Here is a 13,681-nt window from a genome sequence, read left to right as displayed (position 1 = left end):
TAATTTTTAAATGAATTAATGAACGATGATATGGCGACAAAAGAGGCTTTAGAAGCCAAAACGTGCTGACATCAGTACTTGGTGGCCATAAGTACCGTTGTTACGCATATCAACACCGACAGACAGTTGTTCTGTTGAATGGAAACGGGCACCGAAACCAACGATAGAGTTAGTACCATCATTATCGATAAGCTGACCTAAGCGTGCATTAACTTCGATGTTGGCCATCAACCATGCTTTGACACCGACGTTGACTTCAGTTTTAAAGTTGTTGTCGTCATTGCGTTCAATATTGTGTAACAGCATTTGACCATAGATATCAGCAAATTGACCAATTGGGCCGTTGAATCCAATACCTGCTGCCGCATCCCAGTCTTGTTCAAAACCAGAATCTATACGGCCAATAAAGTGTGCGTTTTGGGTAAATAGTGTCGTGAACTCACCACCAAATGTACTTGGGCTCGCCCCCATTCGGATCTCGAAAGTGTTGTAGTTGAAATTGTTCGCTGACGCGGCAAATGAACACAGCGTAGTTAATCCGATTAGTAACGTTTTTTTTGCGTAACCCTGCATGGTGACTCCAATTTTTTGTATTTAGGGCAGTATATATAAAAAAGCCTGCAATATGCAGGCCATTTTTATTAGAGTCGATCGAGATTAGAGGATTTGGATATGGTCAACTTCGATCTCTGGTGTTTTTCCACCTTCATACTCGCCAAAAATACGTACTTGTGTCTCCGCCGTCAGTGGCTGAGTTAGCTTGATATCATCGTCTAACTCAATTTGGATTTCGCTTTGACCATCAGAGAAGATGAACTTGTCATGACGTACTTGTCGCACAATTTTACCGTCTACGATTGCTTCTTGTTCAGAAAATATACTTGTGTTTTCAAACAGTGTCGCAATCGTTGTTGATTCTACAGGGCCTGTGTAAGAGATACCGCTGTTGTTGTTTTGATGACCATCGGCTAGCGCGATAGCTGGAGTGAGGATAACGGATGCTGCGATTGCTAGGATTGCTTTTTTCATAATAACGACCTCATTGGTTATGTTTAGTTGAAACGCTCTGTTTCGATGAGGCTATTAAACAACACAAGGTTTGAATTCAGCGTGAGTAAGGTATTCATTTTCCATTCATTTTCTTGAGCATCTTATTATCAATAACGCTACTATAGAGACAAAAGCGCGCTTGTATGCGTCTAAAAATGAAGGAAATCAGTTTTCATGTTAACACCACTTAAAGCTCTTATGGTTCAGGGCACGACATCGGATGCCGGGAAAAGTGTATTGGTGGCAGGTTTATGCCGCGTATTGGCTCGACGTGGCGTTAAGGTCGCCCCCTTCAAGCCACAAAATATGGCACTGAATAGTGCTGTGACTGAAGACGGTGGTGAAATTGGCAGAGCGCAAGCTGTTCAGGCTCAAGCTTGTAATATTAAGCCGACAGTTCACATGAATCCAGTACTCCTCAAACCTAATTCAGATACAGGCGCACAAGTTATTCTACAAGGACGTGCGCTAACCAACATGGAAGCAACTGGCTATCATGACTACAAGAAAGTCGCTATGAATACCGTGATAGATTCATTCGATCGTCTTCAGTCTGACTATGAGAGCGTGATGATTGAGGGGGCGGGCAGCCCAGCTGAGATCAACCTTCGTGAAAATGATATCGCCAATATGGGGTTTGCCGAAGAAGCAGACGTGCCGGTTATCATTATTGCAGACATCGATAGAGGTGGGGTTTTTGCCCATTTATACGGTACTTTGGCATTGTTGTCAGAATCAGAACAGGCGCGGGTTGTTGGCTTTGTGATCAACCGCTTTCGTGGTGACATTAAGTTGCTTGAGTCAGGCTTAGATTGGTTAGAAGAGAAAACAGGTAAGCCTGTGATTGGTGTTTTACCATATTTACATGGATTCAATCTAGAAGCAGAAGATGCGATCACTACAGCGCAAGAGTCCAAGGGCAACGCTAAACTAAAGGTTGTAGTACCGGTATTTACGCGTATTAGCAATCACACAGACTTTGATACTTTGCGCCTAAACCCTGACATTGATCTGCGTTATGTAGGAAAAGGTGAGCGTTTAGATGGAGCAGACCTTATTATTTTGCCTGGCACTAAGTCCGTCAGGGCAGATCTTGATTACATGCGTGAGCAAGGCTGGGACAGAGATCTTAAACGTCATCTTCGTCTAGGCGGTAAGGTTGTCGGGATCTGCGGTGGTTATCAAATGCTAGGAATGTCAATTGATGATCCGGACGGTGTGGAAGGGCAGCCAGGATCTTCTATTGGTTTGGGTTTGTTAGAAACAACGACTGTTTTGACACAACAGAAAACTCTGACCAATGTGAGCGGACGGCTAACCTTGAGTGGCTGTGTATCTGAAGTAAAAGGGTATGAGATTCATGTAGGCAAGACTCAAATCAAAGAAAAAGATGCGCCGATCCAGTTAGACTCTGGAGCCATTGATGGAGCAGTAAATAGCGAAAACAGTATATTCGGAACTTATCTTCATGGCCTGTTTGATAATAGCGATGCACTCGCTTCGATTTGTCAGTGGGCTGGTGCAAGCTCTGTGGCGACGATTGACCATCACGCACTAAAAGAAGAAGGCATAAATCGAATTGCCGACGCAATCGAAGAATATATGAAACTTGACCTATTGTGGCCAGAACTGGCTTCCATTGAAAAATAGATTTAACGAACAATCACGTGAAAGAGAGTGTGATGCAGAAACGATTGCTGACCGCAGCGCTTGCTATTATGGCTTTTCAGGTATCCGCGCAAGACACTATTAAAGTCTATGCCGCGTCTTCAATGACTAACGTTGTTGATGAATTGATCGATGAATTTGAAAAGAGTAACGATATTGATGTCACACCAGTGTATGCGAGTACATCGTCATTGGTTCGTCAAATAGAGCGAGGAGCACCCGCAGACGTGTTCATCGCCGCGAATGAAAAATGGATGACACATCTAGTCGATAGAGGGTATGTTTCAAGTGACAATGTCACCACTTGGGTTGGCAATGAACTGGTTTTGATTTCATCGAAATCAGACAACACGGACTACTCTCAGTTTCGCCTTGGCGATGCTACGGCATGGCAGGCCACGCTTGAAGGTGAGCGGTTGGCTGTGGGTAATACTATGTCAGTGCCTGCCGGTATTTATGCGAAAGAATCTTTGGAGGCATTAAAAGTGTGGGACAGTGTTCGTACTCGTCTAGCTCCGAGTAATAATGTACGCATGGCACTGGCATTGGTTGAAAGACAAGAAGCGATACTGGGTATCGTATATAAAACTGACGCTATGCTTTCCAAAGACGTTTCGATAGTGGATACGTTTCCGGAGTCCTCACATACTCCGATACGTTACCCTGTAGCAAAATTGAATACTAACGAATCAACACAAGCTTTTTATACCTTTATGCAGGGCGAGTTTTCTAAGTCAGTCCTCGAGCGCTACGGTTTTAATACGCACTAATGTTTTATTTATCGGATTACGAATATCAAGCTCTGCTGCTAAGTATTAAGGTCGCAGGCTTTGCCATATTGTGGTTGATACCAATCGGTATTGGTCTTGCCTGGCTACTTGCGAAAAAGCAGTTTATCGGAAAAGGCTTGGTGGAAAGTCTTGTTCATCTCCCTTTGGTGCTTCCTCCGGTTGTAATCGGCTATTTGTTACTGGTTTTGATGGGCAGGCAGGGCATTATTGGCTCGTGGCTCAATGAAGTTTTTGGATTGGTGTTTAGCTTCAGTTGGAAGGGAGCTTCTCTGGCGTGTATCGTTGTTGCTCTGCCACTGATGGTGCGTTCTATCCGTTTAAGTTTAGAAACCGTCGACAGTAAACTGGAAGAAGCCGCTGCCACATTAGGCGCATCGCCAATTAAGGTTTTCTTTACGATCACTCTGCCGTTGATGATCCCGGGTATTATCACTGGCACTATGTTGTCATTCGCTCGTAGCTTAGGTGAGTTTGGCGCAACCATCAGTTTTGTATCTAATATCCCAGGTGAAACGCAGACGATTCCTTTAGCTATGTATACGTTTATTGAGACTCCCGGCGCAGAGATGGAAGCTGCGCGACTTTGTGCAATCTCTATAGCAATTGCTCTCGGCTCTCTTATGTTATCTGAGTGGCTGAATCGCAAAACGGTGATTAAACTAGGGGGGAGTCAGTGAGCCAATTGATCCTAAAATATCAGCAAAAGCTTGGTGAGACTGAATTTGATGTTGACCTGACCCTACCTAGCCAAGGCATCACAGCGATCTTTGGTCGTTCCGGTGCAGGAAAAACCTCTTTAATTAATGCCATTAGCGGCCTTAAGAATCCTGACAATGGTAAGATTGAGGTCTCCGATAAAATCCTATTCGATAGCACTCAAGGAATTGATCTGCCTGTCCATCAGCGTCAAGTAGGTTACGTGTTTCAAGAGTCTCGACTTTTCCCGCATATGAAAGTGTCGAGTAACTTAAAATATGGTGTTAAAACGACGGATCAGCAGCATTTCGATCAAGTTGTGGATCTTTTGTCGTTGGGCTCGTTACTTGATCGTTATCCCGCTAAGTTGTCTGGTGGAGAGAAACAAAGAGTCGCCATTGGTCGAGCACTGTTGTCCAAACCAAGTATTTTGTTAATGGACGAACCGTTAGCGTCGTTAGATTTGCCGCGTAAACGGGAAGTGATGCCGTTTTTAGAAAACCTTTCCGAAAACGTAAAAATCCCGATTGTTTATGTGACTCACAGTCTGAATGAGATCCTTAGACTCTCGAATTACTTGGTCATCTTAGATCAAGGTAAAGTGATATCTGCAGGAAAAACGGAACAGGTGTGGGCTTCTCGTGCGATGAGACCGTGGCAATCATTTTCTGAGCAAAGTTCTCTGTTTGAGGCGAAAATTGTTCAACATAACAGTGACTACGCGCTCTCTAAGCTCGCTCTGGGAGAAAAGACCTCTCTTTGGGTTCAGCAAGTTGATAACCCAATTGATGCGTCAGTTAGGCTGCAGATCCGCGCTAACGACGTGTCGTTGTCACTACAGCAGCCAAAAAGCACATCGATACGTAATATTTTACCTGCAGTTATTCGTAGAGTGGAGACGCAACAGCACCGACATAATAAACAGAGCGTTGCAGTAGAACTCGAGCTTGAACCGGGTTGCTATTTGTGGGCGACCATCACTCTATGGGCATTGGATGAGCTGAGCCTAACGATCGGGCAACGTGTGTTTGCTCAGATCAAAGGGGTGAGTGTGGCGCAGCGTGACATTGCAGTCACTCATTAAGTGTTGACTGTGAATTAGTACAATAACCACATGGTAACCTGTGACACTAGTACCATATATTAAGATTCTATTTGCGATGAATAGCAAAAAGCCGCTCAATAGGAGCGGCTTTAGTTTTCTATTATAGAACAGAAGGTTATCTATTGATTACCTTGAATTCACTACTTAGTGAAAACTTCTTTAAAGTCACGCTTCAAGATTGCATCACGGCGAGCTTTCTTAATCTGTTTAACCATATCTTTCACACAATTGTGAAGGACTTGATCAAGCAGTTGAGCGCGGTATTCCTCTTTCTCTTCGTCAGTCATGCCTTCTGGCAGTTTAAGAGTTGGGAACTCTTCCATAACATTAATACCAGCGAATGACTGGCTTACGGAGATTAGAGCGTGGAATTGTTCGAAGTTGTCTAGCACGTTCTGTGCGCTTGCTGGAAGGCTATCCCAAGCTTCGCGTACTGCTTCTTCAGACACTTCGTGAATGGAAGTAACCATGTTGTGCATCTCTTTTGGCACTTCATCGAATTCGATAACTTGACGTAACTCCGGAGAGATAGTGGTTAGATCGATTTCTTGCTGTTCGTTGTTTGTAGCGTCTGACATAGTATTTCTCTTTAAAAAGAAACAATGCTAAAAAGATCTGTAAAAAAGTCAATAAAATATAGAGACGACCGCATGAATTAACGCCGGTTTTAGGCTATTTTCATAGTTCAACACAATACAAAGGTGAAATAATGGCAGGAATGGGATCATCAATGCGTATATTGCTTGTAGATGACGTGCAATTAGATCGAATGCAGCTTGCAATTCGCCTTAAGCAGACAGGCCACGAAGTTGAAGCGGTAGGCAGTGGCAAAGAAGCTTTAGAAATTTACTCCCAATTTGATCCCGAACTGGTGCTGCTCGATATTAGTATGCCGGATATGGACGGCTTTGAAGTTGCGAGGGAGATCCGGCGTCAATTTCCTGATTGGATTCCAATCATCTTCTTAAGTGGTCATGATGAGCCAGAAATGATAGCTAAGGCGATCGATGCTGGTGGAGATGATTACCTAATAAAGCCCGTAAATAAAGTGGTTTTAAATTCCAAACTGACTGCGATGCAGCGTATTGCCGTAATGAGGCGAGAGTTGAAGCAGAGCACTGCTAAGTTAGAGGAACTGAACCTACTGCTTAAACAACAAGCGAACGAAGATGGTTTAACCAAGCTGTACAATCGTCGTTATATGGATACTAAGCTCGAAGAGAGCATTGCATGGCATGGGCGTAGACAAGCTCACATGACCCTCATTCTACTCGATGTCGATTTCTTCAAACCTTACAACGACAATTATGGTCATATACAAGGTGATAATTGTCTTCAAGCTTTGGCTAGCACTCTAAAAAAGCTGTTTGTCCGTGCTGGTGAATATGTCGGGCGTTATGGTGGGGAAGAGTTTATTCTGATACTCAGTGATACAGACAGAAGCTTTGCGGAGCAGCAAGCTCAACGGATTCAGGCAGCGTTAGAGAAGATAAATCTCAAACACGAACACTCTAAAGTGTCAGATAGGGTTACGGTGTCACAGGGTGTGTTGACGTTTATTCCAACAGGAGAGGAATCAATGGAGGGGAGTTATCGAGCGGTGGACAATGCGCTGTACCTTGCAAAAGAAGGTGGTCGAAACACTTATGTATTGTGTGACAGTGTGGAAATTAAACGATAATACTTATCTATGTATACAGTGAAAATTATGTTTTCGATAGAAAAAATCAGCGTAGTACGGTGATAGTCTAGTGACAAAGTCTGCTGCCGTTTCTACTGGCTGTAGCTGTTTGTAGTGAGTAGAAATAAAGGATTTTCTTTTTGGATTTTCGATATTTAGCTATTGTGCTTTTTATTCCATCGACGGCTTGTGCTATGAGTTTGAAAGATGCTGTTCGGAAAGATCTCGAGCAAAACTTTGCCACAAGCGTCCTCCTCGGTGATTCCGACGTATTCACATTCGGTTTTCATAACTTCGATCCTAATAAGGTTTTGAAAATCGATAATGATAATTTAGGCACAACAGAGTCAATCAGTCGTCGCAAAGACATTGCCGCTGTCAGTTTACCTTACACAATTGAGCTGCCGTCCTACCTTGAAGATAACCGGCAAGAACTGACCTTACGCCTGTCGGCTCTTGGTATTGATCAAGACATAGAGCTACCATCAGGACGTGTACCTGATTCCTTGAGCGAATATGTCTTCTCTGGTTATATAGAGTTCGCCAACGTAAACCAATTGGATGAGCATTGGAGCGTTAACACGGCCATTGGTAATCACATCTCCTATTATCGAAACGACTATACCTATCAAAGCGGTATACTCGATCCATTTCGTAGTATATTGGATGGCTTCATCGTTAATACTGACGCTTGGGCCTATATTATTGAACCCAATATAAAGCTTACCTATCAAGATTTACATGACTGGGGGCGAATCAAGTTAAGTACGAGTTGGCATTATTTTTACGGGTATGGTTGGGGCGAAGCCAATGACGGTGATGTAGGCAAACCAGAAGGGTGGTATCTTGCTAATGAAATCAAGGTTTTTTACGATTTGATATCTTGGCGTGACAATGTCACATCAATGTACTCTAGTCTGCGTAGAATTGATGTTGGTGGCGATACATCAACGCCACTAGGCACACATTCCTACTATGAAGCTAGTCTAGGGTGGTTATTGGATCCAGACTTACTCAATGATTGGGTAGATAACGTAGGGATAGGGTTTACTATCAACTATGGAAGTTCTCTTAAAGGTGGAAGCTTGGTTCTTTTCTTCAACCAAGATTAAAAACAGTGCCGTCGATTGTCTATCCGTTGCTGATGGACAATCGATTACGGCCAGATTTCTTGGCCTCATACAGAGCATTATCTGCGAGTTTCATCACTTCCTCTGGCTTTTTAGTTGTCTTGCTATCAGCCAAGCCAATGCTTACCGTCACGTTAACAATTTTAGACTTTACTGAGCCTTGACCACGGTTTTTGCTGCCAGTTTCGTCGCAATCAGGACGAGCTTGGTTGTCACGAATCCTTATGTCGTAAGCTTCTATATCTTTTATCAATTCCTTCAGATAGGTCTGGACGTGTTTTGCCTGTTTACGTTTGTAGATAATGGTAAATTCTTCACCACCATACCGATAAATGCGTGGATGACCAGAAGCTAACTTAAGTCGGCTGGCAACTAGCTTGAGTACCTCATCCCCAATATCATGGCCATAGGTATCGTTAAAAGACTTGAAGTGATCGATGTCGAGCATAGCCAGAGAAAACTTCCGTCCCAAGTGTTTCATATCACTCTCTAGTGCGTGACGACCGGGGATGTTAGTTAATTGGTCATTGAAAGCCAGCGCGTGACTGGCTGACATCATGTAGATAATGATAAGTATGCCAGACAAGGAAAAGAGGGTGCTTGAAATGTACCTAACATCAAAAAATACAAAGGTAGCACTCGCCATTATAATGGAACTGTAGACCACGACATCAATTGGACGGTTGTACATTAAAACTAAAATTGCAGTGAGGCCTGTTAAGCAAAAGCTATACATAACCAGTATCAAAGGAATTTTTGATATCGCCGGGAAGGTAAATAGGATTCCCTCACTCCAAGATTCAAATCCACCATCGTAAAAATGGCTAATAATTAACTGTGACCAAGCTATAAACAGCGCAATCGCTGCGAGATAGAAACTGGTTGTACGTAATGAAAGAGCTGTATTGGGGAACGCATAAACTAATAGACACGACACGGGAAGTAGTGTCGTGAGTAAAGAGAGCTCCAGTAATGTTGTCCCTGTATTAATCGGAGTTTGAAGGCGGGTCTGAATCACAGCGTAGGCTATCAACATCGCTACTGATACCATTGCCATGCGTCCTTGTTTAAAGGTGAAGCATAAGAGACCTGCTACCGACAATAGAATGTATGGGAGATTGTTGGCAAAGCCACGATTAGATTCCACGATTAAGATGATGTTATTCATACCGACGAACAGTATGCAGAGTAAAAATATAGGGAAGCTAAAACGAAACAAACTCGACGTTACAAACGAAGATGACATTGATGTGAAGTGCCTGACTAAACTGATGATTCTATAACTAAAGTAATTAAGTAGGATACGGCTTAAATTCCAATTGCCAAGCTTTTTACCCAAATTTCGACAAAAACATAGTGATGAGTTATGAATAATGCAATAAGGTTAATATGTTGGTTGTTGATATTATTGGTATAACAAACTAAATGTTAAGTAGGATTAACCGATTTCCCGAATGTAAATCATGGAGAGAGAAGATATGCAGATCAGTGTTGACGTCCACAACTATATGGAAACACTTGTTGGCCAGGTGCTAACAACCGAGGAGTACGTTTCGAGTTATTCTCAGGAGCAGTTGGCGGATCTTGCGTGCTTGGCATTAGGACAGTTAAAGCCGATATACATCCGCTATGATATTGATTTTTTAGCGGCGTTACCCGAGGAAAAGTTGGTTCTGTACAAAAGAAATAGTGAAGTTGCGGTTAAAAATGCGGAAGCGATGATATTAGATGACCGCAGAAAAAATCGCTCTCAAGATATTCCAATTATCTTCTCACATCACAATTTTGATGATGATGTTGAGCTCGATTGGTATGAAAAGCCACTGTTGAAGAACAACTAGTCGTGGTACGTTAGGTGGGTCCTTGGTTGTTCAATTAGGAGTATTAAAACGTGGGATTTTTCTCAAAGCTATTTGGAAGTAAACAGAAAACCGAACAAGCCGCAGTTGTCGAACCTGTGGAATATAAAGGTTTCAATATCTATCAAGAAGCACTGGCCGAATCTGGACAATACAGAGTTGCTGGGCGTATCGAGAAAGAAATCGATGGTGAAGTTCAATCGCATCGATTTATCCGCTCGGACGTTGTTTCAAACAAAGACGATGCCAATGAACTGATGCTGAAAAAATCTCAAATGTTTATCGATCAAATGGGCGATAACATTTTTAGCTAGCCAATTGGGGTTAGACTTGATGTTGGTCATAATTTTAAGAGCCTTCAGTATATATGCTGAAGGCTCTTTTTAGTTTAAAAGGAAAAAGAGCAGCTAGATAGTTGTTATTTAAGGGATTAATTTTAAGTGGTTTGACCTCTCAACCTAATATGGTTGTCTTTTAGCCCTTCAAAATCGAAGAAATTACATCCAATCCGTTATATGTAATAACTTTTTCTGTTCTTTGAACAAAACGCTTGAAGTATTAGTTGTCGTTAGATACAAACGAATAAGTCATTGTGCCAATAGTCAAGGAATAGCTATGCAAATTGGTGTACCAAAAGAAACCCTCGCAGGTGAAACGCGAGTCGCTGCTTCTCCAAAATCGGTAGAACAGCTTTTAAAGTTAGGATTTGAAGTTTATGTTGAAACACAAGCAGGCGCTTTAGCAAGTTTTGACGACTCAGCTTATGAAGAAGCTGGTGCTAAAGTGGTCTCTGCTGAACAAGCTTGGGAATCCGATATTATCCTTAAAGTCAACGCACCTATTGTTGACGAAAACCTCAACGAAATTGCACTAATCAAAGAAGGGGCGAGCCTGATCAGTTTTATCTGGCCTGCTCAAAACCCAGAATTGATGGAGCAGTTGTCTAGTAAGAATATCAATGTAATGGCAATGGACTCTGTCCCACGTATTTCGCGTGCTCAGGCGTTGGATGCATTGAGTTCAATGGCGAATATTGCGGGTTATCGTGCGGTCGTTGAGGCTGCTCATGAGTTTGGTCGCTTCTTTACAGGCCAAATTACGGCGGCAGGTAAAGTACCACCGGCTAAAGTACTGGTCGCAGGTGCGGGTGTTGCTGGTCTTGCTGCTATTGGTGCTGCTGGTAGTTTAGGTGCCATTGTTCGCTCATTCGACGTTCGTCCAGAAGTAAAAGAACAAGTCGAGTCAATGGGTGCTGAATTCTTAGAAGTGGATTTCCAAGAAGACACTGGCGCTGGCGATGGTTATGCAAAAGAGATGTCTGATGAGTTCAATAAGAAAGCAGAAGAGCTCTATGCTGCACAAGCGAAAGACGTTGATATTATTATTACAACGGCACTGATCCCTGGTCGTCCGGCACCAAAATTGATCACCCAAGAGATGGTCGATAGCATGAAACCGGGTAGTGTGATTGTTGACCTTGCTGCGGCTAATGGTGGTAACTGTGAATATACGGTTGCAGACCAAGTTATCACAACGGCAAATGGCGTAAAAGTTGTGGGTTATACCGATATGGTTGGTCGTCTTCCAACGCAATCGTCTCAACTTTACGCGACTAACTTAGTTAACCTTCTGAAGCTTCTTTGCAAAGAAAAAGACGGCAATATCAATATCGATTTTGATGATGTTGTTCTACGTGGTGTGACCGTAGTTAAAGAGGGTGAAGTGACGTGGCCTGCGCCTCCGATTCAGGTTTCTGCTCAGCCTCAACAGGCGAAACCTCAAGCTGCACCAGCTCAACCAAAAGTTGAAGAGCCAAAATCCCCAGCGAAGAAAATTGCAGGAATGGCGATCGCTGTTGGTGCTTTTGCATGGATAGCTTCTGTTGCTCCCGCTGCGTTCCTATCGCATTTCACCGTATTTGTACTGGCTTGTATTGTGGGTTACTACGTGGTTTGGAATGTTAGCCACTCTCTGCACACGCCACTGATGTCGGTGACAAATGCGATTTCAGGCATCATCGTTGTTGGTGCATTACTTCAAATCGGTCAAGGCAGTGGGGTTGTTACCTTCTTGTCGTTTATCGCCGTGTTAATTGCAAGCATTAACATCTTTGGTGGCTTTACCGTTACCAAACGTATGCTTGAAATGTTCCGTAAAGACTAAGGAGTATAACGGATGTCTGAAGGATTAGTACAAGCAGCATACATCATCGCTGCTGTGTTCTTTATCATGAGTCTTGCTGGGCTTTCTAAGCAAGAATCGGCTCGTGCCGGTAACTACTACGGTATTACTGGTATGGCAATCGCTCTGTTTGCAACGATCTTTGGCCCTTACTCTGAAGGTCTGGTATGGATCATTATTGCAATGGTGATCGGTGGTGGTATCGGTATCCACTACGCGAAAAAAGTCGAAATGACTGAGATGCCAGAGCTGGTTGCGATCCTACATAGTTTTGTAGGTATGGCTGCAGTATTGGTTGGCTACAACAGCTACATCGACGCGCCAGAGGCTGCAACGCACGCTGAGCATGTGATTCATCTTGTGGAAGTTTTTCTGGGTGTGTTCATCGGTGCTGTAACATTTACGGGCTCAATTGTCGCATTTGGTAAGCTGCGCGGCATTATTTCATCGTCAGCACTAAATATTCCTCATAAGCACAAATGGAACCTTGCAGCGATCGTTGTATCAACATTGTTGATGATCATGTTCGTTAAGGCTGACGGCAGCATGTTCGCTCTTATGGTGATGACGTTGATTGCCTTTGCATTTGGTTATCACTTGGTTGCCTCTATCGGTGGTGCCGATATGCCGGTAGTCGTGTCAATGCTGAACTCGTACTCAGGTTGGGCAGCAGCTGCTGCTGGTTTCATGCTAGCAAACGATCTATTGATCGTAACGGGTGCTCTAGTGGGTTCATCGGGTGCAATACTGTCTTACATTATGTGTAAGGCGATGAACCGCTCGTTCGTGAGCGTTATCGCTGGTGGCTTTGGTCAAGAGGTTACGGTATCTGGTGATGCTGAAGAGCAGGGTGAGCATAGAGAAGCATCGGCTGAAGAAGTCGCTGAAATGTTGAAAGGCTCTAAGTCTGTCATCATCACTCCGGGATACGGCATGGCTGTAGCGCAAGCTCAATACCCAGTGCATGAAATCACTGAAAAGCTTCGTGCTCAAGGTGTTGAAGTGAGATTTGGTATCCACCCAGTAGCGGGCAGGTTACCGGGTCACATGAACGTATTGCTTGCGGAAGCAAAAGTACCGTATGACATCGTATTAGAGATGGACGAGATTAACGACGACTTTACTGAGACAGATACCGTTCTAGTTATTGGTGCAAACGACACAGTTAACCCTGCAGCGTTAGAAGATCCAAATAGCCCAATCGCAGGCATGCCTGTACTTGAGGTTTGGAATGCGCAAAATGTTATTGTGTTCAAGCGTTCTATGAACACCGGTTACGCAGGTGTACAGAACCCATTGTTCTTCAAAGACAATACACAAATGTTGTTTGGTGATGCGAAAGAGAGTTGTCTAGGCATTCTAGAGCATTTATAAGAAACCATTAGATAACAAGGGGCTCAATTGAGTCCCTTTTTTTGTTTAAGACTTTTACATTGGTACGAGTTTTTACTCTGTCTATTGCATCAATTTCCGGAATACTAAGGTAAAAATTTATCTTTGATCACGAATGGTATATATTT

General features: G+C 43.3%; 14 protein-coding genes. 10 read left to right on the top strand and 4 right to left on the bottom strand.

Translation table 11 applies throughout. The features are described from left to right. Positions 1-48: 48 nt before the first annotated feature. Both AC6I7V_RS14405 and AC6I7V_RS14400 read right to left on the bottom strand, forming a co-directional pair. The gene (locus tag AC6I7V_RS14405) at positions 49-573 is read right to left on the bottom strand and encodes a hypothetical protein (RefSeq protein ID WP_498012050.1); all 525 of its coding nucleotides are present in this window, start codon (positions 571-573) and stop codon (positions 49-51) included. An 84-nt stretch (positions 574-657) separates the two neighbouring features. Beyond that, positions 658-1,029: a YgiW/YdeI family stress tolerance OB fold protein gene (locus tag AC6I7V_RS14400; RefSeq protein WP_498012049.1), complete on the bottom strand. Its 372-nt coding sequence runs from the start codon at positions 1,027-1,029 to the stop codon at positions 658-660. A gap of 195 nt (positions 1,030-1,224) precedes the next feature. Between AC6I7V_RS14400 and AC6I7V_RS14395 the strand changes: the two genes are divergently transcribed. From AC6I7V_RS14395 to modC, 4 genes are read left to right on the top strand one after another with little or no spacing between them, the layout of a single operon-like run. Then, positions 1,225-2,700, top strand: a complete 1,476-nt coding sequence (locus AC6I7V_RS14395) for a cobyric acid synthase (RefSeq protein WP_255232751.1) — start codon at positions 1,225-1,227, stop codon at positions 2,698-2,700. A gap of 32 nt (positions 2,701-2,732) precedes the next feature. Further along, positions 2,733-3,488: a molybdate ABC transporter substrate-binding protein gene (gene modA, locus AC6I7V_RS14390; RefSeq protein ID WP_255232752.1), complete on the top strand. Its 756-nt coding sequence runs from the start codon at positions 2,733-2,735 to the stop codon at positions 3,486-3,488. Further along, a complete protein-coding gene (modB, locus tag AC6I7V_RS14385; RefSeq protein ID WP_255232753.1) occupies positions 3,488-4,186 on the top strand; it encodes a molybdate ABC transporter permease subunit in 699 nt (232 codons plus the stop codon). Before modA ends, modB begins: the two co-directional genes overlap by 1 nt. Next, positions 4,183-5,289 (top strand): molybdenum ABC transporter ATP-binding protein ModC, encoded by a 1,107-nt coding sequence (gene modC / locus AC6I7V_RS14380; RefSeq protein WP_498012048.1) that lies wholly within the window; start codon positions 4,183-4,185, stop codon positions 5,287-5,289. Before modB ends, modC begins: the two co-directional genes overlap by 4 nt. A 161-nt stretch (positions 5,290-5,450) precedes the next feature. Here modC and AC6I7V_RS14375 read toward each other — a convergent pair whose 3' ends face one another. After that, entirely contained in the window at positions 5,451-5,888 is a 438-nt protein-coding gene (locus tag AC6I7V_RS14375) for a DUF3069 domain-containing protein (RefSeq protein WP_150869563.1), read from the bottom strand. Between the two features lie 131 nt (positions 5,889-6,019). Between AC6I7V_RS14375 and AC6I7V_RS14370 the strand changes: the two genes are divergently transcribed. Both AC6I7V_RS14370 and AC6I7V_RS14365 read left to right on the top strand, forming a co-directional pair. Then, entirely contained in the window at positions 6,020-6,991 is a 972-nt protein-coding gene (locus AC6I7V_RS14370; RefSeq protein ID WP_498012047.1) for a diguanylate cyclase response regulator, read from the top strand. 194 nt (positions 6,992-7,185) lie between these two features. Then, a complete protein-coding gene (locus tag AC6I7V_RS14365) occupies positions 7,186-8,103 on the top strand; it encodes a Solitary outer membrane autotransporter beta-barrel domain (protein WP_498012384.1) in 918 nt (305 codons plus the stop codon). Positions 8,104-8,122: 19 nt separating this feature from the next. On the opposite strand, the gene AC6I7V_RS14360 is transcribed toward AC6I7V_RS14365, so the two are convergent. Further along, entirely contained in the window at positions 8,123-9,367 is a 1,245-nt protein-coding gene (locus AC6I7V_RS14360) for a GGDEF domain-containing protein (RefSeq protein WP_498012046.1), read from the bottom strand. A gap of 232 nt (positions 9,368-9,599) precedes the next feature. On the opposite strand from AC6I7V_RS14360, the gene AC6I7V_RS14355 reads away from it, so the two are divergent. The 4 genes from AC6I7V_RS14355 to pntB all read left to right on the top strand — a co-directional run bounded on the left by AC6I7V_RS14355 (position 9,600) and on the right by pntB (position 13,535). Beyond that, positions 9,600-9,962, top strand: a complete 363-nt coding sequence (locus tag AC6I7V_RS14355) for a late competence development ComFB family protein (protein ID WP_255232757.1) — start codon at positions 9,600-9,602, stop codon at positions 9,960-9,962. Between the two features lie 50 nt (positions 9,963-10,012). Continuing rightward, positions 10,013-10,294, top strand: coding sequence for an HlyU family transcriptional regulator (locus AC6I7V_RS14350; protein ID WP_255232758.1), 282 nt, complete (start codon positions 10,013-10,015; stop codon positions 10,292-10,294). 301 nt (positions 10,295-10,595) lie between these two features. Next, positions 10,596-12,143, top strand: a complete 1,548-nt coding sequence (gene pntA, locus AC6I7V_RS14345; protein ID WP_498012045.1) for a Re/Si-specific NAD(P)(+) transhydrogenase subunit alpha — start codon at positions 10,596-10,598, stop codon at positions 12,141-12,143. 12 nt (positions 12,144-12,155) lie between these two features. Next, positions 12,156-13,535, top strand: coding sequence for a Re/Si-specific NAD(P)(+) transhydrogenase subunit beta (gene pntB / locus AC6I7V_RS14340; RefSeq protein WP_498012044.1), 1,380 nt, complete (start codon positions 12,156-12,158; stop codon positions 13,533-13,535). The last annotated feature ends 146 nt before the right edge of the window (positions 13,536-13,681 follow it).

The sequence above is a fragment of the Vibrio sp. KUL70 genome, from assembly GCF_059725515.1.
The sequence above is the reverse complement of the archived record's forward strand: the minus strand, read 5'-3'. Positions and strand labels throughout refer to the sequence as shown.